We start from the raw sequence: 22,331 nt of genomic DNA, 5'->3' as shown, positions 1-22,331 counted from the left end.
TTATAGTATTCGAACCTGTGCACCCCAATTTAGTCTGTGGTTCTTATTTTTTCTGCGTTACTCCATGTTTTTTGAAGCGATATGATGATAGACTGCACCGATTATGCCTGATTGGTTTCCGAAACTTGCCGGCTTCATTGCAGCCGAGAATGCCGGTTCAATTTCCAGGATCCGCTGCTCTAATTCATGCATGAATGTTTTTCTTGAAATAATGCCTCCACCGATATAAAAAACAGGAGGTGCAAATACATAATATAAATTCAATATGTTCATTGCGAGTCCGGTGTATAAGTCACCGACAAGACGCGAGGCTTCTTCTTCCTCGTTGTCATAGGCTTCAAAGATTTGCTCGCCGGATATATCTTGAAAAGGGATGTTTTTGCACTCTGCGTATTTCTGACGGAGGACTGCAAGCGTCGCTGATTTGTTAAACTTATGACTTTCTGCAACGTCACTTGTAACGTGTTCGCTGAACATGTGACCAAACTCACCTGAACGGTTGCGCACACCGCGGTAAAGAGCGTCGTTCAGGTAAATGGCACCGCCAATTCCCGTTCCAATCGTCAGGAAAAGAAAGTCCCGCTCTTCCTTTGCACTGCCTTTCCATTTTTCCGCAAGCGCTGCACAATTCGCATCATTTTCTGCACTTACCGTCAAATTAGGATATCGCTCTTTAAAGTAGTCAAAGATGTTAAAGCCATTAAAATCTACAATGGCACCGCCCATTTCAATGAAACCCGTGGCCGGATCAATATAACCGGGAATACTTAGAGCTAAACCTTCTGTATCCGAATCGATCTGCCTTTCAATTTGAGAAAGAATCGTCTCTCCCTTTCTGTTTTCCAAAGATAGTTTCCCGGACTCTATAAGCTCACCTTCAAGAGAAAATTTCCCGATTTTCAAATCGGTTCCGCCAATATCAAATGCTAATAGATGCTTCATCTGTATCTCCTTCTTTCCTATTTAATATGGCCGCTCTCATGAAAATAAAGAATTACCCCCTGCATCTGTGTGCCGGGGGTAATCTTTTATTTAGTTCTTTCAAGCAATCGCACTTTCTGACTGTTCCTTTGCTTTAAGCTCTTCGCTGTAAGATAAGCGGTCCTGCATTCTGACGAATGGAAGATAGATCGCTACAGACATCGCAATCGTTGCAAGCTGCAGCAGGGCAGCTCTCCAGCCGCCAATCAAAAAGCCGGAAACAATCGGCGGTGTCGTCCAAGGAACCTGAAGGGCATTGAACGGTTCTACCCATCCCCAAATGATGGAGAAGTAAACCATGAACGATGCAAGTGCAGGAACCACGATAAATGGAACAAACATGATTGGGTTGAACACAATCGGCATACCGAAAATGATTGGTTCGTTGATGTTAAATAGTCCTGGGCCAAGAGATAATCGGCCGAGCTGCTTTAAGTGTGACGACCTTGCCACCATAAGTGCCGCGATAATGAAACCGATCGTAATCCCTGATCCCCCGAGTTTTGTAAATACATCCAGGAATTGAATGGTTACAACTTTGGCATTTTCTCCGACAACCAGTGCTTCACCAGAATCAATAATTGCCTGGTTTTGCAGGGCATTGGCTGTAAGAAGCGGTCCCATAACCCCCATGATGATGGCAGCACCATGAATTCCGCACCACCATAAAAGGGACATCAAGACCATGATCAGGACTGCTCCAGTAAGCGTGTCCGTCAAGTTTTGCACAGGTACCTGAAGCAGTGTATAAACAACTTCAGTAAATGTCTTATCAGCAAAAGCCTGACAAAGTGCAAATACAATGACTGCAGCTGTGATAACCGCAAATCCCGGAATTAAGGCAGAGAACGAGTTCGCTACACCAGGAGGAACACCATCCGGCATCTTAATGCGAATGTCGCGTTTAATAAATTGAGCATAAACGAATCCAACAAATAGTCCGACTACAATGGCTGCAAGTACACCTTGTCCGCCAGTCCAGACTTTTGGAATAACGCCTGTGACCGTTTCGCCGTCTTTTGTCAGGACAGAAGCCTGGGTAATAATCAGGAAGGCAATGATTCCTAAAATACCGGCCGGCGTACCTTCTATTTTTTCATTCTTAACGTATGAGTATGCAATTCCAAAGACGCCGATCAGCGCCAGAATATCAAATGTAGAACCGACAACCTGAGTAAGCGGCAGGCTCCACTGTTCACCGAACAATTTTACCATAGTTTCTGCCCAGCCAGGAATCGGAGCAGCAAGAATGAGCAGGAAAAGGGAGCCGATGATCGTCATCGGCATTGTTAAAATAAATCCATCCTTAATTGCAAGTGTCGGTTTCGCATTTGCAAATCGAAGGAAGAAAGGCATGAACTTTTCAAATATACTTTCTAAGCGGCCCATCAGATTGCCTCCTTAAAGTTCTTCTGCGCGAGTGGCGATGATGTCCTTGTACCAAAAGAACGACTGCTTCCGTTTTCGTGCAAGACCATTTTTGTGGTCAACGTAGATAAATCCGTATTGTTTTTTATATCCATTCAGCCAGCTCAGCAAATCAATGACAGACCAGGCAAAGTATCCTGAAACATTAATTCCTTCGCTTACGGCATTCTTTACAGCTCTTAGATGGCTTTCAATGTAGTCGATGCGGGGCTGATCAAGAATCTCTTCGCCTGCGATCGGGTCTTCATCTCCCAGACCATTTTCAGTGATGTAGATCTTGATGTTTCCGTAACGCTCTTTAAGCATGCGCATACCATCAAGGAATGCGTCAGGAGCGATTTCCCATCCCCATTTCGTATACTCTTTATCATCCATCATGACTGTTTTGTATACGCCGTCGAATGACGGATTTCCAGGCTTGCCTGTTGAATTCTCGCGGCCGCCTGACATAACGAGTGCTGAATCGTTTTTCATGACCCGCTGCGGACAGTAATAGTTCAGTCCGATGAAATCATTCATAGGAGCCGTCCGGCGAAGCAAATCAAGCTCTTCCTCTGTCATTTCCGGAAGCAGCCCTTGAGCTTCAAGCGCATCCGTTACGTATTCAGGGTAAGATCCTTTTAAGATTGGATCATAATACCAGTGTGTCGAATAGGCATTCGCATGTCTTTCAGCAAATTTATTTTCTTCGTCGTTATCAATGCTGAACGCAGGGTTGAATACGTGAGTGATGCCGATTTCGCCTTCATAGCCTGACTTCTTGAAGCTTTCCACTGCACGTGCATGAGCAACAAATACATTATGTGTTGCCTGGAAGTAGGCTTTGGCATCCCCTTCGATTCCCGGCGGATGTGCGCCTGTTAAGTAGCCTAACGAACAGAAGATAACAGTCTCGTTAAACGTAATCCAGTTTCGTACACGGTCGCCGAAAGCTTTATAGCAAACTTCAGCAAATCTGACAAATGCATCAGATGTTTTCGTGTTCCGCCATCCTCCGTCTTCTTCAAGAGGCTGCGGCAGATCCCAGTGATACAGTGTCACGAAAGGGATAATGCCATATTTCAGACATTCATCAATGACATTGTTATAGAAATCAAGTCCCTTTTGGTTTACCTCTCCAGTACCGTCCGGGATAATGCGTGTCCAGGCAATTGAGAAGCGGTATGATTCAAGGCCCATTTCTGCCATGAGCGCGATGTCTTCTTTATATCTGTGATAGTGGTCAATGGCCACATCACCGTTCGTTCCTTCAAATGTTTTACCGGGAATCTTTGAAAAGACATCCCAGTTTGAAACTCCTTTACCATCCTCGTTCCATGCACCCTCTACTTGGTATGAAGCCGATGCTGCACCGAAAAGGAAATCCTTTGGCATTTTCAAATCATTCACCCCGTTTATTTATTTGCTAGTTTCAATGCTTGATCAAATACTTTTGCGCCGTTCATCATTCCGTAGTCAACCGTGTTGACAACATCAATCGCGACACCTTTTGGTTCACAGATTGATTTTCCTTTATTCAGTAAGTACTTCACCTGAGGACCAAGCAAAGCGACATCGATTTCATCTGAATACTTCTCCATCTCTGACTCAGGGTAAGCTGCAATTTGAGCCTCTACGCCGCGCTCAGAGGCAACCGCTTTCATTTTCTCCACTAACATACTAGTTGACATGCCTGCTGCACAAAATAGTCCGATCTTTACCATATCAATTCATCCCTTTCAAATTGTTAATTTCTTTTTGCATAGCCATCATATGGTCCAATAATTCTTTTACTAGAATCGTATTCATTAAGTGATCCTGGGCGTGAACCATCAGGACGCCGACTTTAGCTGATTTCCCTTGAGCTTCAAGTGTGACAAATTTCGTCTGAATCGCATGTGCTTCCTTTAAAACGGAATCACCTTTCGCTACTTCAGCTTCTGCTTCTTCAATTTTGTTTTCTCTGAGCAGATGCAAGGCTGCATGATAACTTGCTTTCGCATCTCCTGAAAACGCGATCAATCCAAAAATATCTTCAGGGCTTATTTCAATTGCTTGTTCAACCATCTATGTACACCCTTTCATAAGTATGATTTAAATTCATAGGTACAAATTTTATAAACTTATAATAACTTACTAGATTTCAAATGTAAACCCTTTTTTAATTCACAAAAAAAAGAGAGCTCTCAGCCCTCTTCACACTTAACTCCCTTTCATATTCGATACTTTCAGCAATTTCACATGTTTGAAATGATGCACGGACTGTGAATAATCAAAGATTGCGCCGTTTGTTAAACAAACCGTATTATCCACAACCAATGCCGGATCATTGGCTTTTAACCCAAGTAAGTCAGCCTGCTCAGACGTAAGATAGTCTGCACCGATAATTCTGTCTGCAAAGCCGATCGCAAGCTTCTGGTCATTTCTCAAATAATTATATATTGATTTCTTCACGATATTTTCATCAAGATATTTCACAAGGTCTTTGTTGAAATAAGAGGTTTCAATCGAAAAAGGGTCTCCATCAACATATCGCAGCCTTTTCACGTAATAAACAGAGGTTCCGGCTTTGCAGCCCATATTAGCTGCAAGCTCTTCATCTGCCTCTATCAGTTTAAAATCAAGAAGTTTATTTTCAACAAGGCGGTCACTGAAATCGTTCGTTACCCCCTGCAGCCTTTCCAAATTGACGTGTCCCCTGTTGTGATGGTTGCGGATAAACACGCCGCTGCCTTGAACTTGATATACATATCCTTTATTAACAAGAATATCAATTGCTTTACGGACGGTGTTGCGGCTGACCTGATATTTTACGGCATATTCGTCTTCCGTCAGCAATTTATTTGTTTTCTGATAAACATGATGGATAATATCTGACTCTATCTGGCCGGCCACTTGAAGATACTTTGGAGCCATTCTGTTCGACACCTCTCTATATATACTAAAAACTAGAAATGATTATAGCTGAAAATAGTGTAAACGAATTCATAAAAATATCATACATAATTTTTTTAAAGAATCAATCCTGATGTTTTGCCTCAGGGTAGGCATCCGCACACTCATTTAGGTATCTGCCCGCATAACGTACATAAGCGTACGAAGGATGGAGGCTTATCCATGAAAAATTTTTATGCGTTTCAGGGAATCGTCACAGCTATCAGTGATTTTAACACAGGACAAAGCGGCGAAGGCTGCTTCAAAGTATTCACAGCCGAAAATCAATCGGGCTCCACTGTAAACTTCATTGTGTCACCCGCCACTTATTTTGTCGACCATGCCATGGTATCAACAGGAGATCTTGTAACGGGATATTATGACGGCAATGCACCGGTCCCCCTCATCTATCCGCCCCAATATCAGGCGCTGGTGATGGTAAAAGAAAGCCAGAATCAAAATGTGAAAGTATCGTATTTCAACAGCCAGCTGGTGAGCAGCGACGGACAGCTCAAGCTGATCCTGTCACCTTTTACACAAACTTTGCTGACAAACGGCCAGGCTTTTACGGGCAACCCCGCTAACCGGGATCTTGCTGTGATTTACGGGGCTTCCACGAAAAGCATTCCTGCCCAGACTGTGCCTTACAGGGTGATTGTGCTTTGCTGATTTCAATGGAAAAAGGCCCATTCTTTGCTTCAGCAGAGAATGAGCTTTTTTAATTCAGGGATGTATAAGGCAGAATTTCATACAGGGGTGCTAAGAGGATTTCTGAGAGAGGATATCATGAGGCCTAACTAAAACAAACCCTTACATTTCCTTCTTTTTCTGCCGCTGATATACATATAGATAAAAAGTCCTGTATTTGTTTGATTTCCCACTTAACGAATTCACTTTCCGGTATTCTATTAACTTTCCAGAACTTCTGATATTCGTTCAAAGCTTTCTCCATCTGCTGCATCGAAAAGGACGTGCTGCTGCCTGTTCCACTGACTCCTCCGTTATATTCGTCAGCCTCAAGTACACCATAAACAATGGACGCATGTCCATTGCCCATGCTGAAGCGAAGGTAGGCAATCTCTTCTCCTGCCTGATTGTAACCGCAAATATCGTGACCCATAAATTGTCCTCCTTTAAGATTAAATGGTGATAAGAATACGATTCCTGAAAGATTGCTTACAAATAGGTTCACCTCCTTTAAATGGAGTTGTTTTTTTGGATTATCGCTGGAATAGAATACGCAGATGATAAAAGAACGAGGAATTTTCCGCAAGTAAACCGATGGATTTTTATAGGACAAAAGACTTGGTTTCCTTTTTCAATCATCACACTTTCCTCGGATTCAGTCAATATACAGACGGAATTTTTACCGAATTTTTACAAACAAAAAGACTGCTCATTTATTCGAGCAGCCCTCTATATGACGAGCAAATGCCATCCTTACCCCAGCTTGCGTTTAAATTCTTTACCTGCAAAATAGTAAGCGACGACCATGATGCAGAGGCACCAGGCTAGTGCGGTCCAGATGTCTCCTCCAGCGGAGCCTTCATTCAAGAGAGCGCGAAGAGTATTTACGATTGCTGTGACTGGCTGGTTTTCAGCGAAAATCCGGATGATTTTAGGCATTGTCTCCGTTGGTACAAAAGCTGAACTGATGAATGGAAGGAAGATCAGCGGATACGAATAGGCAGTCGCCCCTTCCATAGATGATGCTTTTAAGCCGGGAATGACAGAAAGCCATGTGAGCGCCAGTGTAAACAGACCGAGTATTCCGGCTGCAGCAAGAACATCCAGGAGCCCTGCCTCAGAACGGAAGCCCATCAGGACAGCGACAAGGATGACAACAGCAATTGTCAGTGCGTTCGAAACAAGCGAAGTGAGAACGTGTGCCCACAATACAGATGATCGCTTAATGGGCATAGTCATGAAACGTGAAAGCAAACCGCTCTTTACATCGTTGTACAGCCGCAAAGAAGTATAGGCGACGCCGGATGCAACAGTGATCAGCAGAATTCCCGGCAATAGGTAATTGACATAGGGCTCTGTTCCCGAGTTTATGGCCCCTCCGAATACATAGATGAACAGGAGCAGCATCATAACCGGCGTAACAGCCACCGTAATAATCGTATCCGGGCTCCGCATAATATTGAGCATTAATCTCCCCAGTAATACTCCAGTATGGCTTCTCATTTACATCTCCTCCTTTTTGCCGATAATTGCGAGGAATATTTCTTCCAAAGTCGGCTGCTTTTCGATGTATTCTACTTTCGCCTGAGGGAACATTTTTTTAAGTTCGGCAAGGGTACCGGTCGTAATCATTTTTCCTCCATGCAAAATGGCGATACGATCAGCCAGCTGTTCCGCTTCCTCCAGATACTGTGTTGTCAGCAGAATTGTCGTGCCTCTGCGGGCGAGCTCTCTTACGGTATTCCACACTTCCATTCGCGCTTCAGGGTCCAGTCCCGTTGTGGGTTCATCGAGAAAAATAACGGACGGATTCCCGATCAGGCTCATGGCAATGTCGAGCCGGCGCTTCATTCCCCCTGAATAGGTATCCGCACGCCGGTCAGCTGCATCTGTCAGACTAAATGTTTCCAGAAGATTGTCTGCCGCACGTGCGGGACTGGAAACTCCCCGCAGCCTGGCAATCATCCTGAGGTTCTCACGTCCGGTCAGCATTCCATCTAAAGCTGCGAACTGCCCCGTCAAACTGATGTGCTGCCGGACATGATCTGTCTGCCGCCTGACATCATACCCGCAAACCGCTGCTTCACCGCCATCGGCCTTTATCAATGTTGACAGAATGTTGACAATCGTTGTCTTACCCGCACCATTTGAACCGAGCAAAGCAAAAATTTCTCCGCGTTGAACTTCGAAGTCCACTCCTTTTAACACTTCCTTATCTGCAAAGGATTTTTTTAATCCTTTTACTGATATCACGTTCATTCTAATTCCTCCCATTTGTAATTTGGTGAATAATACAGCTGACTAATCAGTACCACAGGTAACAAGTATCACTTATTACCGTGTGAAAAAATAACTGAACAGCGAAGGTGGCTGACACAGCCGGCTATTCAGTCAAGATTATTTATCACTTTTTCCTAATCTTTTCATAATACTCTGATTCAAATCTTCACGGTGTTTAGCAGTATACGTTCTCGCTGAAGCTATCAGTTCATCTGCAAAAGCCGCCACGTCTTCCCCTGTGATTTCAAGTATTCGTCGGCCCTCCGCTGCTCCGCTTTCGAACAGTTCGATCAGCTCATACTGGATATGCAGCATATCCATTCCGCTGCCTGAAGAGAACCCCCACATATAATGCTGAATTTTCTTAAAGACAAACTGATAATCCTCAGGCAGGGCTTCCACCCTAGCCATCATCGTTCTGTACTCTTTTTTATCGCCAATCATTTTTCTAAACCATTCCATCATGGTGTTTTTCCTCCTTTTTATTGGTGAGAATTCAGCCTAATTAGTCTTCAAAACGTTAATTTTCGCAGATACAAACTCCCATTTTCTCCAAAAAAGATCAAGTTCCTTTCTGCCTGCTTCATTTAGTGTATAAAATTTGCGAGGGGGACCCATATCCGACGGTTTTTTTTCAATGTTCACCAGCTGTTTTTTTTCTAAACGAACAAGAATAGTGTAGACTGTCCCTTCCACTACTTCCGTAAACCCAAGTTCATTCAGGCGCCGGGTAATCTCATAGCCATACGTTTCATGCCGGCTGATGATTTCCAGCACGCATCCCTCAAGCGATCCTTTCAGCATTTCCGTTAAGTGTTCTATGTTGAGAACCTCCTTTAGTTTATGTGACGTATTTAAACACTATTCAGTATTGCTTATTACTTATATATAGTATTACTTAGTAGTAAAGGTGTCAACTAATTTTTAACATTTTCTCTTGGATAGTATCGGAGAGCAAAAAAAAGAAGCCTCTCACAAGTCTCATCAACTCATGGGAAGCCTCCTGTCTCCTCTGTCCAGAAAAGGTGCCTAAACTCCGAATACCATTGACACGGTCCAAAGTTCCAGATTCACACATTATGCGATAAAGCAGTCACATTCTTCTTCTGCGAGCGCCAAGCACACAGCCAAATGCTGATTTCATACAGCAGGAACATCGGAATGAGCACGAACAGCTGGGATACGAAATCCGGCGGCGTAATGAGAGCCGACAGGACAACGAGTCCAAAATAGACGTATTTCCGGTATTTTCTCATAAAATCAGGAGTTAACAGCCCAAGCTCCGTCAGGAATAAAACGACAGCCGGCAATTCAAAGAGCAGCCCCAGCGGCAGGATGATCTGGAATAAAAACCGGAAGTATTTCTCAGCCGTGAACATCGTTTCAAACATCCCGTCCGATAGGGACACAATAAACTCAAACACCATCGGAAAAACTAAAAAGTAGCCAAACGCAACCCCGCTTACAAATAAAAAGAACAACAATGGAATGAACATCAAAGTTGCCGTCCGTTCCACCGGTTTTAATGCGGGTTTGATGAAAGCCCACACCTGATAAGTGATCAGCGGAATACAGCATGCAAACGCACAAATACTCGCGAGCGTAAAATAGATCCACAAGATGTCAGAAGGCCCAAGCACCGTCAGCTCAAGCTCTGCGTCATTAAGAATCCAGCGGTAAATATGCTCTACACTTAAAAAACCGGCTATCAATAGAACCGCATAAGCCAAAGCCACTGTGATAATCCGCTTCCGCAATTCCATCAAATGATTTTGGATAAATTCCTGTTGTGTCATCTTCACCCCTCCATCTTAAAAAAAGAGAGACCGCACGAAGCCAAGTCCCTCTCTTTTCTGCTCTTAAGATTCTCTTTGAACAGCAGCCGTTTCTTCTGTCTTCGCTTTCTTCGGCTCTTCATCTGACACCAGGTCTTTCGTGCCTTTCTTGAACTCACGCAGAGTCACCCCAAAAGAACGTCCGATTTCCGGCAGCTTTGAAGGCCCGAATACAATCAATGCAATGATGACAATTAAGATCAGCCCTGGAACTCCGATATTTTGCAGCATGGTTACACCCTCCTGTTTTTTAAAGTATGCTTCCTTTTAAAACGTTTATTTTCACTTCGCCGTTTGGAACTTCACATTGCCACAGCAGCTTTTTAGTCGCTTCCGGCTTTTCAATATTATCGACCGAGTAAGCAGTCCAAGTTGCTTTTGTCTTGCTGAGCTGCAGCACAGCATATCCGTGAGTTGTGCTGTCAAATAAATCAATCCATGGATTTTCGATTTTCACGATATTCTGAAGCTCTTTAAAAAGCAGCTCAGCCGTAAAAGTTGTAACGCTGCTGAATTTCCCTTTTAACTGTTTCACCAGCTCATCAGCTGCGTCCATTGGAATTGGACTTGAAACATCAGGTATTGAGTTCATGGAGTTGCGAAGGGATTCCCTCAAGTTACTGGATGTGACCGAACCAACCATCAGCTCCACCCCGTACTTTTCTCCGCCGCGCTTATACTCATTTTGCATGTAAGATGCTTCGAACGTGTGGAAATCACCGGTCAGCGCAAGGAAGTTTTTGATTCCATTGTCCAGCACCGTTTGAGCGATCTGCTGTCTTTCATAAGCATAGCCATCCCATGCATCGAGGTTCAGATATCTCCCCAGCGCTTTCAATTGTGTTACCTGCACTTCATTGCCCCAGATTTTCCACGTTCCCTTGGCATTTTTCAGCTCATTTAAGAACCACTCTTTCTGGGTTTTCCCAAGCATCGTGCGGCTGGAAAGGTTAATATCCTCACATCCGCCTGCCAGGTAACGGTCAAGCGTGCCTTGTCCGCAAGGGTGCGCACTTCTGTATAGCCGCTCATCCGTCATGATAATCGATGCAAGATTTCCGAACGTAATGGTGCGGTAGATTTTAACGGAATCCTCAAACGTTCCATTTGGATTGTAAGGGACACGGGCCGGAATGTATTCAAACCAGACCTGATTCGCAACGAGGCGGCGGGCCGGGTCGGAGTCCGGATTATCATCAGGTGCGACTGCCGGATAGTGCGTGTCGTTGGCAAACTCATGGTCATCCCAGATTCCAATCATGGCATGCCTTTCATGAAGCTTTTGCAGGTCCTTGTCCGAACGGTACGTCTGGTACAGCTTGCGGTAGTCCCCAATTGTGAACGCCTTGCTTTGTCCGCTCGGCAGTTTAATTTGGCGGCCGTCAATATTCCCCTGGTAGGCAGCGTCGCCGACCGACTCATAAATGTAGTCTCCAAGATGTAGGAAAAAGTCCATTTCCTCATCGGCCATGTGGCCTAGTGCGTTAAAATAGCCGTTGGTGTAATCCTGGCACGACACATATCCGATCGATGCAGACTGGACATCCGCTCCTTCTGCCGGAAGTGTCTTGAAACGGGCCGTCTTACTGACAAGTCCGCTCTTTGTGATGAACCGGTAGTAGTACGTCTGGCTGGAAGCAAGCTCACCATCGAGGTCGACACGCACGACATGGTCATGGTCCTTCCAGATTGGAGAGAAGCCCCTCATTTCCACTTCAGAAAAATCTTCTTTTTTACTTATCTCAAACATAATGAATTTACCTTGATTAATGCCGTCTTCTAATGAAGCATCGTTTGCAGCTTCATTTTCAAGCCAGTAAATGACCTCACTGGAGAATTCCTTATTCGTTAAACCGGTCTCCAAAGAAGGATCAACCCTTGTCCAAAGCATCGCACCCGTCGGCGTCGGATCACCTGACGCAACAGACTGCGGGAACCCCTTCCCAATCGCTTGTGATGCAGCATAAGGCTGAACCGCCGTTGCCGCTTCCGCACGGGAAACCATCGACGTCAGTCGGGAGATTCCGGACGTCTCGAGTGCCATAACCGCAGATCCTGCAAGGAAATACTTCAGGAACGTCCTGCGTGATTTATCGTAATTATTGCCTGATTGATGCTGTTCATGATTCTTGTCCAAGGTAATTCCTCCTTCAAGATGTCTTCACCCATGATTCTACCGGCTCAATTTAAAGCCAGTAATAAGGACTTATTACAAGGCGTTTATAAGAATGTAAAGGGGAGGTAAAAAGCGTTGAAGGATTTGGGCGGGATGGAAAATAGAGGGATTAAAGGAGATACGCAGGTGATCAATCCCTTATCATTAAAAAATCAAACAAAAATTGCACATAAAAAGAGCCACCAAAATTGAATATTTGGTGACCCTGAACTTATACGTTATTGATTTATATCACATTGTACTAATATCAATGACGAAACGGTACTTTACGTCTGAATTCAATACACGGTCGTATGCTTCATTAATTTGATCGGCAGAGATGACTTCAATTTCAGGACCAATGTTATGTTCAGCGCAGAAGTCCAGCATCTCCTGCGTCTCACGGATCCCGCCAATTAATGATCCCGCAAACGAACGGCGGTGACCTATCAGAGAGAACACGTTTAATGACAGCGGTTCTGCAGGTGCACCGACGTTTACCATACTTCCATCGAGAGTCAGAAGGGAAAGGTAATCATCCAGTTTCAGCTTGGCACTAACCGTGTTAATGATCAGGTCAAACGTACCGGCAAGTTTTTCAAACGTCTCCGGATCACTAGTTGCATAGTAATCCGCCGCTCCAAACCGCATGCCGTCTTCTTTTTTCTTCAAGGTTTGGGACAGCACCGTCACTTCTGCACCCATAGCGTGTGCAATCTTAACTGCCATATGGCCAAGACCACCGAGGCCGACAACCGCTACCTTTTTGCCTGGACCTGCTTTCCAGTGATGCAAAGGCGAAAAGGTCGTAATTCCCGCACAAAGAAGCGGCGCAGCCTGATCAAGCTCAATCTCATCCGGAATGCTCAGCACAAAGTCCTCAACCACGACAATATGAGTAGAATAACCGCCCTGCGTCGGCTCGCCGTATTTGTCGACACCCGCGTAGGTAGGAACATTTCCGTTCAGGCAGTACTGTTCCTCCCCTTTCTGGCAGTTCTCACAATCACCGCAGGAGTCTACCATACAGCCTACCCCTACCCGGTCACCGACCTTATATTTCGTAACCTCGGGCCCTACATCCGTGACAATTCCCGCAATCTCATGTCCCGGTACGAGCGGATAGTTTACCTCGCCCCATTCCCCGTGCGCCGTATGAATGTCAGAATGGCAGATCCCCGCAAATTTAATTTCAATCAATACATCCTTCGAATCCAGATCGCGGCGCGTAATCTCAGCCTCTTTAAAAGGCTTGTCCGGTCCATCAACAGCTCTTGCTTTAGCAGTAATCATAGAAAAACCTCCAGTAGTGATAGTTTCATATTAAGAGAAAGCAAAGTACAGAGGGAGAATCCTCTCTATGTTTCTATACCTCTTTTTGCTCTTGCGAAACCATGGTAACTGTTAGAGGTGACTCTAGGTCAAGTGTTAATGTTTTTCTATCTCGCGGTTTTTATATGCATACAACACTCCCTCATCAATTTTGTAAACTTATGTTAAAATGTAAATATTAAGTAAACAGGAGGAAACATATTGAAATTTTTAAGAGTAGTAGCACTTATTATTGCTATCTTATTCCTATTATTTTGTTTAGTCGGTTCCCAAAGAGCATGGTTCGGTATCATTATTTTCATTATTGGCCTTTACTTACAAAAGCAATATCGTAAAGGGAAAATTCAATTTTCCAAATCTAGATATATCATGACTTTCGGTCTCCTTGCTGCGTTTATCCTGACGCTTACATCGCCAACTGTTACTCAACCTGTTAAACAAACTGCTTCTGAAGCCAAAAGTGCAGACACTGCAGTGAAAGCTGAAGAGGAAAAGGCTAAGGAAGCTGATAAGAAAAAAGAAGAAGCGGCTGCAGCTAAATTAGCTGAACAAAAAAAGCAAGAAGAAGCCCGTAAAGAAGCAGAAGCCAAAAAACAAGCCGAAGCAAAGCGTCTTGAAGAAGAAGCTAAGAAGCAAGCTGAACAAAAACGCCTTGAGGAAGAAGCTAAGAAGCAAGCTGAACTAAAGAGACTGGAAGAAGAACGAAAAAAGCAAGAACAAGAGCAGGCAGAAGCTGCTGCACAGGAAGCAGAGCGTAAAAGAAAAGAACAAGAAGCTGCTGCTGCTGAGCAGGCTCAATCAACAGAATCATTTGATAATTGTACTGAAATGAGAACGGTTCACCCAAAAGGAGTACCATCAACTCATCCGGCATATGAATCACAGCACGACCGGGATAAAGATAATTGGGCTTGTGAACGTTAGAAGAAGCTGCTTAGCAGCTTCTTTTTTTTTGAGATCACGCCCAATATAATGTTTGCGTTGCTTTTCAGATGCTCACTTTAAATATGTATGTCTTTCTCCACGTAACTTATTGAATAAAAAAGAGGCTCTCCAAATCTCTTTGGAAAACCTCTCATATCAGATATGCACTCTTTTCTTATTTTTCTTTTGTCTGAAATATATTGTTCAGTCAAATTAATCGTGGCTCAACTGTGTATAATCCTCTAATCATTTTTCTAGGAGAATCAGCAGTATCAAAATAAGAAGTTCTTCCATGTGATATTTTATGATTCGCGATAATTAACCCTTGGTTTTCAAGTAATTTCACACTAATATAGTAAGGCCCTGGTTTTATAAAACTTAGTAACTGATCAAAACACTCTTTCAAGTTTTTCACCTTATTAAAACCATATTCCCAATCACATGTGTTATCCAAGGAAAACCTTGATATTATTGTATTATCTGTAAATTTAAAAGTTGGGCCTGTTGAAGATCTATTTGTTCTTCCAATATCCCACCTCCTTAGTGCATTTTCATCTAGCATAGAAAAAGCTATTTCCGGAGACATTTTCCACAGTGAAATAAATGCTGCGACCGAATTGAAAATTAGATTGTCACCACCTTCTCCTGCAGGGTTAACGCAGAACAGAGTAGATGTTTTAACCCTCCCAATACCCTCCAACGTTCCATCACTATGAAGTTCTTGATTATTTGTTGTTTGAAAGGCTCTATGAAGATTCTCCGCATTCATATCAGAATATTTTTTAGAAATATGGTTCAGGCCTGATTTTTCATAAATCCCAGGTGTTTTTTGATAAATCCCGGGTACAAAGGGCTTGTAAAGACCGAGACTCCTATAAAAATTGATAAGATCCAAATCCTGTTTTATAGGTTGGTAAAACTGAAATATTGAAAAACCAAAAGTATTGTAATTACTAATAATTTTTGTTGCTTGTTCCTGTGTGAGGTTATTCGAAGAATCAATATCAACAGGAACACAACAATTTTCGTGGTACCCAACAGTGAGTATTTTATTATTAATTAATGACGAGTCAATCATTATTCTCTTTCCCCCTCTTCGCTAATTGCCTCTAAGACCAATTGCCTTGTAGATAGCGCCAGTAAATTGTACGTTGTTTTGTCCATTTTACCGTCAAAAGCTTCTTTTTGATCTGCATGTAAAGCTAATATCCCTATCCTACCCGGCAGGCAAATAGCAAGCACTGAATCATAATAAAGTTCAGGTCTCTCATGTGTATGAGCTATTTTGTATCCACCCCTCTCCAAACACTCCCAAACAATTGAGGGGTTACCTCTAGTTTTTATCCAACTAGTACCATTATCTTTGCCTTCGTTTAGTGGAAACCTAGAGAAAGAAGTAAGCAACTCAACATCTTTATTTTCAAATTCTTTAGAAATCCTTAAATACAATTTTGCAGAATAGCCTTTGCCACCAAACATGTATTGTGCCAAAGACGATAACTCATATGTAATTTGTTTTAATTTTTCTTTGCCACTTTTGCTCATATTTATTTTCTCTGTTGAAATAGTTATATTTGTTTCCCTAGAATTCTCAAATCTTGAGCTAGGATTAATACATCTACTAATCATATTTTTCTCCGATTCAGTAAGAGAAGAAATGTCCAAATCAACGCAATCTGAAATCATTTTTAAAAAGATGATATCTTCTTCTGGCTCTTCTTCAAATATTTTGTCGAACAGAGCAATCTTAGAAGCTAGTCGTTCTGATAAATTTACTAGCTTCAACCTTGTAACCTCTTGATTAAATTTATCAAAATCTTCCGGCAACACCTTTGCTATCCAGAATACCAATAATGAAATCATTAGATACACTAAAAGGATCAGTAACTTTACCCATATATCTAGCGAGGGAGCGAATATTGCAAATATAGAACCTAATAGAGGAATTGCAACTTGTATAACTAACAATTTATTTCTGAACGATAAATAAGTATTGTGTTTTTTTATGTAATTAAAGATTGTATCCCGATACCTTTGTGTTTCGGATTTGTCAAATTCGTTAAGTATATTTTCAACTTGCGAGTTATTTTTCAATATTTCTCTAACTAATCCTTCATTTTTTGAATGTGACATCACTTATCCCACTTTCGAATTTTTTTCAATCGATTAGCTAATATACAAAAGTACAAACCAAAGACTGAGCAACTATTAAACTCACCTTCAAAGGAAGTAAACGTTGCCAAAGCAGTCTTATTATATGCTAGGTACTACTAGTAATAACAAGTTCTAGGAGGGTGAGTGACCTTACTAAGACGGTCCACCTGATAATAATAAAACTAGATATCTAGTTAATTATACATTTATTAACAAAAACCTTTTATTCCAATAAAATAGGGAAGCAATATTTCTGCTCCCCAAGCAAAATACATATTCTATACTTATTATCGAAAGATTAATATAGGGATATCGGCAAATAAATGAATTCATATATCCATATCTTCAGCTTCTTAAAGTTTTCCTCATTTTCATCTATTCTCAATGCTAAGTAATCTTCGACTTCCTCAAGAACATCTGGCATATCCCTAATTATTAGATTTCCTGATAGTATATTCTCCATATAAATTAAGACTGCTTTTTAAAAAAAAATGGTTGATTTGAAATGATTGAGAAATTTTGGATGGTTTTGATGTAAAATACAATAAGGATACTCTCCATATTGTTATAGCCAAAGACGAACAAAAAAATGATTTTGTAGTCGCTGCCATTGACCTAAAAATAATTCCATAGAATACAAAAACGGCTTTGATGATCCAGCAAAGGCTTTATCTTTTGCGAATAAAGCAAAATAACTGATCGTGAACTAGAAAAAGATGCTGGCATGGAACTATCACTACAAGGAGAAAAGGAGAATTCTGATGGGACCAATAATTAAATTAGAAGGCAGTACTAGGAGAAGTCGAGCTACATGGGAGAATCACTGGAATGATTTTAATGAACCGACTTATATCTTAATAACTCGCAATCATGAAGATATGATCGAAAAAGGGTATTATGTAAAAACCGACTTTGATTCTAGGCATGAATCATATTCAATAGATCAACCTTCATTTGTAATAAGAAACCATTGGGGACAGGAACTATGGCTTGATGGGTGTAATTGTGGTTATGGGGGCGAGGGACCGCATGGTAGCGAGAAGATTTTAAAAGACATTGGACTTCCCTCTAACATAATACATCAAGTATTTAACCGTCATGTTTTTGAACTGGAACTAAGAGAAGATGGAACATACGAATTTATCGGCGATGGAAACAGTAAATATACGGATAACGATATCTTACGAGAAAATCAAATTGTTATTAAAAATGATAACTTGGTCATTCAACATTCCGCAAATTATCCAGACATTGAAGAAACAATCGAATTCACGAAACATTATACATCCCACTTCCTCGGATCAATAAAAGAATGCTTGATCTTTGCTTCTTACGATGATGTAAAAGAACAAGGATACACTGGATTCTCTTCCTATTCTACTGGTCATAGAACCTCTTATAAACTTATATTAATGGGAGAGAATAATCGTCAAATCTGGATCAATCCACTTTTTGATGGAAACACACAACTGACCGATGAACCAAATGTTCGCGCTATTATGGAAGCTCTTGGTTATGATCTAGGTTCTCGTGTTCATCCTAAAATCGAATGGATCAAAAAGAATATTCTATCAATTAAACCAGTAACAACTACATTAACTTTAAAAAACGAATAATATACTTACAAACAAAAGGAGGGAGTCGATACCTCCCTTTCTTCATGTAAAGCGCCCTTCAACACTCATAAACTGTCTGTACAAACACAAGCTGATTAGAAATACTCCCACATTGTACTCATCCATCCATGATCCGCTTTATATAAGCTGGTATACTTTTTTACAGACTCGATTGTATCGGTTTTTCTCTCTTTTTTAGGCTCTCAGTATAACGTCATTCCGGCATACCCACACATCTTTATTAATGAGGCAGGTGTAGGGATTAAGGAGATACAACAAAGGTTAGGACATACTTGACATGCTCACATGACCGCCAATATGGAAGAAAAGGCCTCCCACCAGTTCAGTAAACTGATGAAAGACCTTCTCTGATTAGATAGTTTTTGTGATAAAAGTGAACATTTTTTGCTTACTATGAGCAAAAATATGAGCATTTTCCACTTTAAAACCCCTATATATCAAGGCTTTATGATGTTTATTACATCATGCCGCCCATTCAATTTGGTTTTTCATAGGTAGTTATAGGACTGTAATTACCACTATCCTATTGAATTTCACCAAATTCCCCCTCATCTTTGTTCATAATATGTGAGCGGTAGGTGAGCAAATAAGTGAGCATCGTCAACTAAATGATCTCAAGTAAATCCCATGTTAATAATTAAGTAAAGTGAGGTTCTATTATTATGAAAAAATTCACTTTGTTATTACTTTTTTTATCTATTACGTTGTATGGCTGTAAGAGCTACAGCTTAGAAGGCAGTGGAAAAGTAACTGACCTAAATATAGAGGAAGTTAAAGCGTTTATGGATGATAAAAAAACGGGTTTTCTATACGTGAAATCGGCATTTGATTCTAATTCTGACAAAGAAAGTGATCGTAATAATCTGAAAGAAATTGAACGAGTCGCCAAAGATGAAAAAATTGACTTTTATGTGTTTGATGGAAAAGAACTGCCTGAATCAGACCTTTACGAACAGGATCGATCAAAACTTATTGTTGAGCAATATCTAAAAACTTTCGCTTTTTATCAAGATGGTGAATTGAAAGCTGAACTAGATTTAAATGACGTTTCAGACGAAGAAGTTCACAAGGAAGTTGAAAAATTTGTTCAGAAAGTGAGTCAAGAGTATTCCAAATAAGCTTACCAGGAGTGATTTGATGGATGATGTATCAAAGATTCTCGAAAGATTTTCTGAATTCCTTGAAATAACGGGGCCGATCTCGTACATGCTGCGTGAAATTGGATGGATTATCATAAGAGGTTTGGCATTTCTTGTTGATTCTTTATCAAATATAACAAACGAAATTTTAGGGTTAAAAAATTTCTTTAATGATACTGATGTTGTAGCTTTGGTTGAAATGCTCTTACCTCTTTGTGGAACGTTAATGGGATTATCTTTTCTCTATACAGGTTACCTGATTATCTTTCAAAAGAAGGTAGATCGCGAAGGAATTGTTGTAAATATGTTCTTGGCATTAGTTTTTTTGACTTTACTGGGAACAAGTATGGAAAAAGCGAACAAATTTACTGATGTCGCTATTGATGCGATTGATGTTGTAGAGGAAGGTTCAATCAGCCAAAAAGTTGTTTCGGAAAATCTAATTGATCTTGCGCAATTTGACCGAACTAATTGGAAAACAACTGAACTTAACCCTCCTAACCAAATTCCAAAAAAACGAATTTTAAATATCAACATCACACAAGCAATTGATAAGGATTTCGATCCTTCTGGAGAAGCTAAAGAGATGTCTAAAATAGGAATAGAGGTTTTATCTAATCGATTAGAATATGACGATGCTGGCTATCCAGAAAAAAAAGAATTAGAGGATGGCTGGTTCACTGCATTTAAAGAGAAGTATTATCGTTGGCATTGGAACTTTTGGACAATTGCTATAACACTAGCAATCACAGCATTTACGATGCTAACAATTTCTATCAAACTTGCAAAACTGTTCTTTGAACTAGCTTTCAACTATGTATTGGCAACCATTATTGCACCTGCTGATATTCATTCAGGACAGAAAACAAAACAAGTCCTTCAAAGCATTTTAAATATCTTCTTTGTTACGATTATGATTTTCTTGTCCATGAAAGTCTACATTCTCGGCACAGGATTTATCACAGAAAGACTTGATGGTGTTGCATATCTCGTAGCTCTATTTGCTTTTTCTCTTGCAGTTATAGATGGTCCAAATATGGTTGAACGATTATTCGGAATTGATGCAGGATTAAAATCGAGCTACGGTGCTTTAGCAGGGGCATATGCAGGAGCAAAGGGAGCAAGTCGAGGACTCAAAGGGTTATCAAGTGCGGGTAAATCATCTGCTTTGAAGGGTGTACAAGGTGTTGCAGGGGTCGCAGGAATGGCACAAGGACTTACAACGAGAGCACAAGATAAAAACGAAGAGCAGTCTACCGGAATTTCTGAAAGTGGTTCACGAAATAATCAGAGTTCTGAAGAAATTGACAACGGAAAACAAGAGGTATCTTCTTCTCTTGAACAAGAAATGGAACCGCAAGAGCCTGTAGAAAACAATGTACCGGGACTTCATCAAGAAATGGCTTCTAAAGGTTTTTCTGATAAAAAACAGAGTGCAGCTGTAAATAGTCCACACTCCATTTCATCTGGATCGCCAAGTCAATTGAATAATGGCGACCTACAAAAAAATGAGAAAATCTCAGGTGAATCTGACCCTTCATTCAGTTCATCACCTTCATTTTCACAATCAAATTATCCTTTTGCTTCATCTGAAATGCAAGAAAAACCCAATAATCTTTTACCACTTCAAGAAAAAAAGATTGAAAGGGATACGCGAGACTTAGGACAAAGTATTTCTGATCAGGTACAAAATAATTCATCAGTGAAAACGGTTAAACGAACCTATCAAATTGGACAAAACACAGGCGAGAATATTAGGAAAAATATCGCTAAATACCGACGTGATCGCCAAAATTAATTAGGAAAAGAGGAGAGGACTCGATCATCTTCTTCCCTTTTTCTGAATTTAAGAGGGGACATAAAGGTGACATTTTGAGTTATCTATAGAGACACAAAAGGGACATTCGTTAAAAATGAAGGGACATAAAGGTGACTTCAGTTAATATTCAGTGGGGTCAACAAAATAGTTGATTTTTTATCATTTGGATAAGACCCACTACAGCCCACCAAGAGAAATCTATGTATCCCACGACAGCCCATTATATCTCGTTTTAAGTCCCACAACAGCCCTAAAATGAAAATTCATAGTACACACTAAAACACTAGGCTTTGCCTAGTACCACAACGTAGTTGGGGTCAGTTTTTCCTTATGCTCTTTCTCTTTTTAGTTAGTGGTGAGACCTAATTTATTTTTTGTTCGAAAAGGAGCGTTGAAAAATGGAGATAAAGATACGAGATGTAGATCCAATTGCAGTAAAAAAGTTTGATGAATTGGCAAAGAAAAATAAAATTTCAAGACAAGTATTATTAAAATCAATCTTTGAAAAAGTGGCATACGAAAAGGAAATGACTGAAAAAGACGCGAGGCTGGAAATGCTTATTACAAAGAACATTCAAGTAATGGAATTAATGGCAGATAGAGTTGAGCGTTTAGAAAACATATTAGAAGTTTTGATGGAAGAGTAAAATGAGGTAGTACAATAATTCTTGCAGTCTGTAAGTAAATTAAGTCTTGTTGATAGAATAAAGATTTTACTTGTAAATTAATTAGTTTCAATACATGGTTAGAAGGCATTTCTGAAACAGCTTTTATTCTTAAAGTATCTTTTTAAAATCAACGCATTGCAAATGAGGAGTGTAGGTATGAAAAAGAAAAAATCTACGTATCAAGAAATGAAAGAGATGTTAAAGCGGATTGAAAGCCAGGATGAAATGATTAGGAAGATGAAAGGCGAAGGAGAACAATACAAGGATCTTACAAAAGGAAAAAAGGTTACAATCTATACGAATGATAAAAAAGCAATGAAGTTCTGGGAGGAATAAGTCGTAAAACTCATGATAAGGCATAGATGAAAAGTGTTTCCCT

General features: G+C 40.9%; 24 protein-coding genes. 7 read left to right on the top strand and 17 right to left on the bottom strand.

All coding sequences use genetic code 11. The features are described 5' to 3' along the window. Positions 1-57: 57 nt before the first annotated feature. The 6 genes from JOJ89_RS01685 to JOJ89_RS01660 form a co-directional block, all read right to left on the bottom strand. Entirely contained in the window at positions 58-942 is an 885-nt protein-coding gene (locus tag JOJ89_RS01685; RefSeq protein ID WP_203289404.1) for an ROK family protein, read from the bottom strand. A 99-nt stretch (positions 943-1,041) separates the two neighbouring features. Next, the gene (locus JOJ89_RS01680; protein WP_029286152.1) at positions 1,042-2,370 is read right to left on the bottom strand and encodes a PTS sugar transporter subunit IIC; all 1,329 of its coding nucleotides are present in this window, start codon (positions 2,368-2,370) and stop codon (positions 1,042-1,044) included. A gap of 12 nt (positions 2,371-2,382) precedes the next feature. Next, positions 2,383-3,789 (bottom strand): GH1 family beta-glucosidase, encoded by a 1,407-nt coding sequence (locus JOJ89_RS01675; RefSeq protein ID WP_029286153.1) that lies wholly within the window; start codon positions 3,787-3,789, stop codon positions 2,383-2,385. Between the two features lie 14 nt (positions 3,790-3,803). Beyond that, entirely contained in the window at positions 3,804-4,112 is a 309-nt protein-coding gene (locus tag JOJ89_RS01670; RefSeq protein WP_203289403.1) for a PTS sugar transporter subunit IIB, read from the bottom strand. A gap of 1 nt (position 4,113) precedes the next feature. Beyond that, a complete protein-coding gene (locus JOJ89_RS01665; RefSeq protein WP_029286157.1) occupies positions 4,114-4,455 on the bottom strand; it encodes a PTS lactose/cellobiose transporter subunit IIA in 342 nt (113 codons plus the stop codon). A gap of 135 nt (positions 4,456-4,590) precedes the next feature. Further along, positions 4,591-5,304 (bottom strand): GntR family transcriptional regulator, encoded by a 714-nt coding sequence (locus JOJ89_RS01660; RefSeq protein WP_203289402.1) that lies wholly within the window; start codon positions 5,302-5,304, stop codon positions 4,591-4,593. A 201-nt stretch (positions 5,305-5,505) separates the two neighbouring features. Here JOJ89_RS01660 and JOJ89_RS01655 point away from each other — a divergent pair, with 201 nt between their 5' ends. Then, positions 5,506-5,991 (top strand): hypothetical protein, encoded by a 486-nt coding sequence (locus tag JOJ89_RS01655; RefSeq protein ID WP_203289401.1) that lies wholly within the window; start codon positions 5,506-5,508, stop codon positions 5,989-5,991. 124 nt (positions 5,992-6,115) lie between these two features. On the opposite strand, the gene JOJ89_RS01650 is transcribed toward JOJ89_RS01655, so the two are convergent. The 9 genes from JOJ89_RS01650 to JOJ89_RS01610 all read right to left on the bottom strand — a co-directional run bounded on the left by JOJ89_RS01650 (position 6,116) and on the right by JOJ89_RS01610 (position 13,572). Beyond that, entirely contained in the window at positions 6,116-6,442 is a 327-nt protein-coding gene (locus JOJ89_RS01650) for a hypothetical protein (RefSeq protein ID WP_203289400.1), read from the bottom strand. A 320-nt stretch (positions 6,443-6,762) separates the two neighbouring features. After that, on the bottom strand, positions 6,763-7,512 hold the full coding sequence (locus tag JOJ89_RS01645) for an ABC transporter permease (RefSeq protein WP_203289399.1): 750 nt from the start codon (positions 7,510-7,512) through the stop codon (positions 6,763-6,765). Further along, positions 7,513-8,268, bottom strand: a complete 756-nt coding sequence (locus JOJ89_RS01640) for an ABC transporter ATP-binding protein (RefSeq protein ID WP_203289398.1) — start codon at positions 8,266-8,268, stop codon at positions 7,513-7,515. 138 nt (positions 8,269-8,406) lie between these two features. Further along, a complete protein-coding gene (locus tag JOJ89_RS01635) occupies positions 8,407-8,754 on the bottom strand; it encodes a DUF1048 domain-containing protein (protein ID WP_029566278.1) in 348 nt (115 codons plus the stop codon). A gap of 36 nt (positions 8,755-8,790) precedes the next feature. Continuing rightward, entirely contained in the window at positions 8,791-9,111 is a 321-nt protein-coding gene (locus tag JOJ89_RS01630; protein WP_203290229.1) for a PadR family transcriptional regulator, read from the bottom strand. A gap of 248 nt (positions 9,112-9,359) precedes the next feature. Further along, on the bottom strand, positions 9,360-10,085 hold the full coding sequence (tatC, locus tag JOJ89_RS01625; protein WP_203289397.1) for a twin-arginine translocase subunit TatC: 726 nt from the start codon (positions 10,083-10,085) through the stop codon (positions 9,360-9,362). Positions 10,086-10,148: 63 nt separating this feature from the next. Next, positions 10,149-10,355 (bottom strand): twin-arginine translocase TatA/TatE family subunit, encoded by a 207-nt coding sequence (locus tag JOJ89_RS01620; RefSeq protein ID WP_203289396.1) that lies wholly within the window; start codon positions 10,353-10,355, stop codon positions 10,149-10,151. 19 nt (positions 10,356-10,374) lie between these two features. Then, a complete protein-coding gene (locus JOJ89_RS01615) occupies positions 10,375-12,261 on the bottom strand; it encodes an alkaline phosphatase D family protein (RefSeq protein ID WP_203289395.1) in 1,887 nt (628 codons plus the stop codon). Positions 12,262-12,531: 270 nt separating this feature from the next. After that, the gene (locus tag JOJ89_RS01610; RefSeq protein ID WP_203289394.1) at positions 12,532-13,572 is read right to left on the bottom strand and encodes an NAD(P)-dependent alcohol dehydrogenase; all 1,041 of its coding nucleotides are present in this window, start codon (positions 13,570-13,572) and stop codon (positions 12,532-12,534) included. Positions 13,573-13,812: 240 nt separating this feature from the next. Here JOJ89_RS01610 and JOJ89_RS01605 point away from each other — a divergent pair, with 240 nt between their 5' ends. Then, positions 13,813-14,535 (top strand): excalibur calcium-binding domain-containing protein, encoded by a 723-nt coding sequence (locus JOJ89_RS01605; RefSeq protein ID WP_203289393.1) that lies wholly within the window; start codon positions 13,813-13,815, stop codon positions 14,533-14,535. Positions 14,536-14,743: 208 nt separating this feature from the next. On the opposite strand, the gene JOJ89_RS01600 is transcribed toward JOJ89_RS01605, so the two are convergent. Together JOJ89_RS01600 and JOJ89_RS01595 are read right to left on the bottom strand one after the other, a co-directional pair. Continuing rightward, positions 14,744-15,613, bottom strand: a complete 870-nt coding sequence (locus JOJ89_RS01600) for a TauD/TfdA family dioxygenase (RefSeq protein ID WP_203289392.1) — start codon at positions 15,611-15,613, stop codon at positions 14,744-14,746. Beyond that, positions 15,613-16,668: a hypothetical protein gene (locus JOJ89_RS01595; RefSeq protein WP_203289391.1), complete on the bottom strand. Its 1,056-nt coding sequence runs from the start codon at positions 16,666-16,668 to the stop codon at positions 15,613-15,615. Before JOJ89_RS01595 ends, JOJ89_RS01600 begins: the two co-directional genes overlap by 1 nt. A gap of 782 nt (positions 16,669-17,450) precedes the next feature. Between JOJ89_RS01595 and JOJ89_RS01590 the strand changes: the two genes are divergently transcribed. The 5 genes from JOJ89_RS01590 to JOJ89_RS01570 all read left to right on the top strand — a co-directional run bounded on the left by JOJ89_RS01590 (position 17,451) and on the right by JOJ89_RS01570 (position 22,288). Next, the gene (locus tag JOJ89_RS01590) at positions 17,451-18,305 is read left to right on the top strand and encodes a hypothetical protein (protein WP_203289390.1); all 855 of its coding nucleotides are present in this window, start codon (positions 17,451-17,453) and stop codon (positions 18,303-18,305) included. 683 nt (positions 18,306-18,988) lie between these two features. Then, positions 18,989-19,444, top strand: a complete 456-nt coding sequence (locus tag JOJ89_RS01585) for a hypothetical protein (RefSeq protein ID WP_203289389.1) — start codon at positions 18,989-18,991, stop codon at positions 19,442-19,444. A gap of 19 nt (positions 19,445-19,463) precedes the next feature. Continuing rightward, positions 19,464-21,263 (top strand): pLS20_p028 family conjugation system transmembrane protein, encoded by a 1,800-nt coding sequence (locus JOJ89_RS01580; RefSeq protein WP_203289388.1) that lies wholly within the window; start codon positions 19,464-19,466, stop codon positions 21,261-21,263. Between the two features lie 419 nt (positions 21,264-21,682). After that, positions 21,683-21,931, top strand: a complete 249-nt coding sequence (locus JOJ89_RS01575; RefSeq protein WP_203289387.1) for a hypothetical protein — start codon at positions 21,683-21,685, stop codon at positions 21,929-21,931. Positions 21,932-22,108: 177 nt separating this feature from the next. Further along, a complete protein-coding gene (locus JOJ89_RS01570; RefSeq protein WP_203289386.1) occupies positions 22,109-22,288 on the top strand; it encodes a hypothetical protein in 180 nt (59 codons plus the stop codon). The last annotated feature ends 43 nt before the right edge of the window (positions 22,289-22,331 follow it).

The sequence above is a fragment of the Metabacillus sp. cB07 genome, from assembly GCF_016839225.1.
GTDB lineage: Bacteria > Bacillota > Bacilli > Bacillales > Bacillaceae > Bacillus_P > Bacillus_P indicus.
The sequence above is the reverse complement of the archived record's forward strand: the minus strand, read 5'-3'. Positions and strand labels throughout refer to the sequence as shown.

What these genes read in the sequence shown, in the direction of transcription:
- JOJ89_RS01610 (WP_203289394.1), bottom strand. Translation starts at nt 13,572, where the DNA reads ATGATTACTGCTAAAGCAAGAGCTGTTGATGGACCGGACAAGCCTTTT.
- JOJ89_RS01685 (WP_203289404.1), bottom strand. Translation starts at nt 942, where the DNA reads ATGAAGCATCTATTAGCATTTGATATTGGCGGAACCGATTTGAAAATC.
- JOJ89_RS01660 (WP_203289402.1), bottom strand. Translation starts at nt 5,304, where the DNA reads ATGGCTCCAAAGTATCTTCAAGTGGCCGGCCAGATAGAGTCAGATATT.
- JOJ89_RS01655 (WP_203289401.1), top strand. Translation starts at nt 5,506, where the DNA reads ATGAAAAATTTTTATGCGTTTCAGGGAATCGTCACAGCTATCAGTGAT.
- JOJ89_RS01645 (WP_203289399.1), bottom strand. Translation starts at nt 7,512, where the DNA reads ATGAGAAGCCATACTGGAGTATTACTGGGGAGATTAATGCTCAATATT.
- JOJ89_RS01665 (WP_029286157.1), bottom strand. Translation starts at nt 4,455, where the DNA reads ATGGTTGAACAAGCAATTGAAATAAGCCCTGAAGATATTTTTGGATTG.
- JOJ89_RS01670 (WP_203289403.1), bottom strand. Translation starts at nt 4,112, where the DNA reads ATGGTAAAGATCGGACTATTTTGTGCAGCAGGCATGTCAACTAGTATG.
- JOJ89_RS01600 (WP_203289392.1), bottom strand. Translation starts at nt 15,613, where the DNA reads ATGATTGACTCGTCATTAATTAATAATAAAATACTCACTGTTGGGTAC.
- JOJ89_RS01680 (WP_029286152.1), bottom strand. Translation starts at nt 2,370, where the DNA reads ATGGGCCGCTTAGAAAGTATATTTGAAAAGTTCATGCCTTTCTTCCTT.
- JOJ89_RS01595 (WP_203289391.1), bottom strand. Translation starts at nt 16,668, where the DNA reads ATGTCACATTCAAAAAATGAAGGATTAGTTAGAGAAATATTGAAAAAT.
- JOJ89_RS01575 (WP_203289387.1), top strand. Translation starts at nt 21,683, where the DNA reads ATGGAGATAAAGATACGAGATGTAGATCCAATTGCAGTAAAAAAGTTT.
- tatC (WP_203289397.1), bottom strand. Translation starts at nt 10,085, where the DNA reads ATGACACAACAGGAATTTATCCAAAATCATTTGATGGAATTGCGGAAG.
- JOJ89_RS01585 (WP_203289389.1), top strand. Translation starts at nt 18,989, where the DNA reads ATGAAAAAATTCACTTTGTTATTACTTTTTTTATCTATTACGTTGTAT.
- JOJ89_RS01580 (WP_203289388.1), top strand. Translation starts at nt 19,464, where the DNA reads ATGGATGATGTATCAAAGATTCTCGAAAGATTTTCTGAATTCCTTGAA.
- JOJ89_RS01640 (WP_203289398.1), bottom strand. Translation starts at nt 8,268, where the DNA reads ATGAACGTGATATCAGTAAAAGGATTAAAAAAATCCTTTGCAGATAAG.
- JOJ89_RS01650 (WP_203289400.1), bottom strand. Translation starts at nt 6,442, where the DNA reads ATGGGTCACGATATTTGCGGTTACAATCAGGCAGGAGAAGAGATTGCC.
- JOJ89_RS01635 (WP_029566278.1), bottom strand. Translation starts at nt 8,754, where the DNA reads ATGATGGAATGGTTTAGAAAAATGATTGGCGATAAAAAAGAGTACAGA.
- JOJ89_RS01590 (WP_203289390.1), top strand. Translation starts at nt 17,451, where the DNA reads ATGGGACCAATAATTAAATTAGAAGGCAGTACTAGGAGAAGTCGAGCT.
- JOJ89_RS01570 (WP_203289386.1), top strand. Translation starts at nt 22,109, where the DNA reads ATGAAAAAGAAAAAATCTACGTATCAAGAAATGAAAGAGATGTTAAAG.
- JOJ89_RS01620 (WP_203289396.1), bottom strand. Translation starts at nt 10,355, where the DNA reads ATGCTGCAAAATATCGGAGTTCCAGGGCTGATCTTAATTGTCATCATT.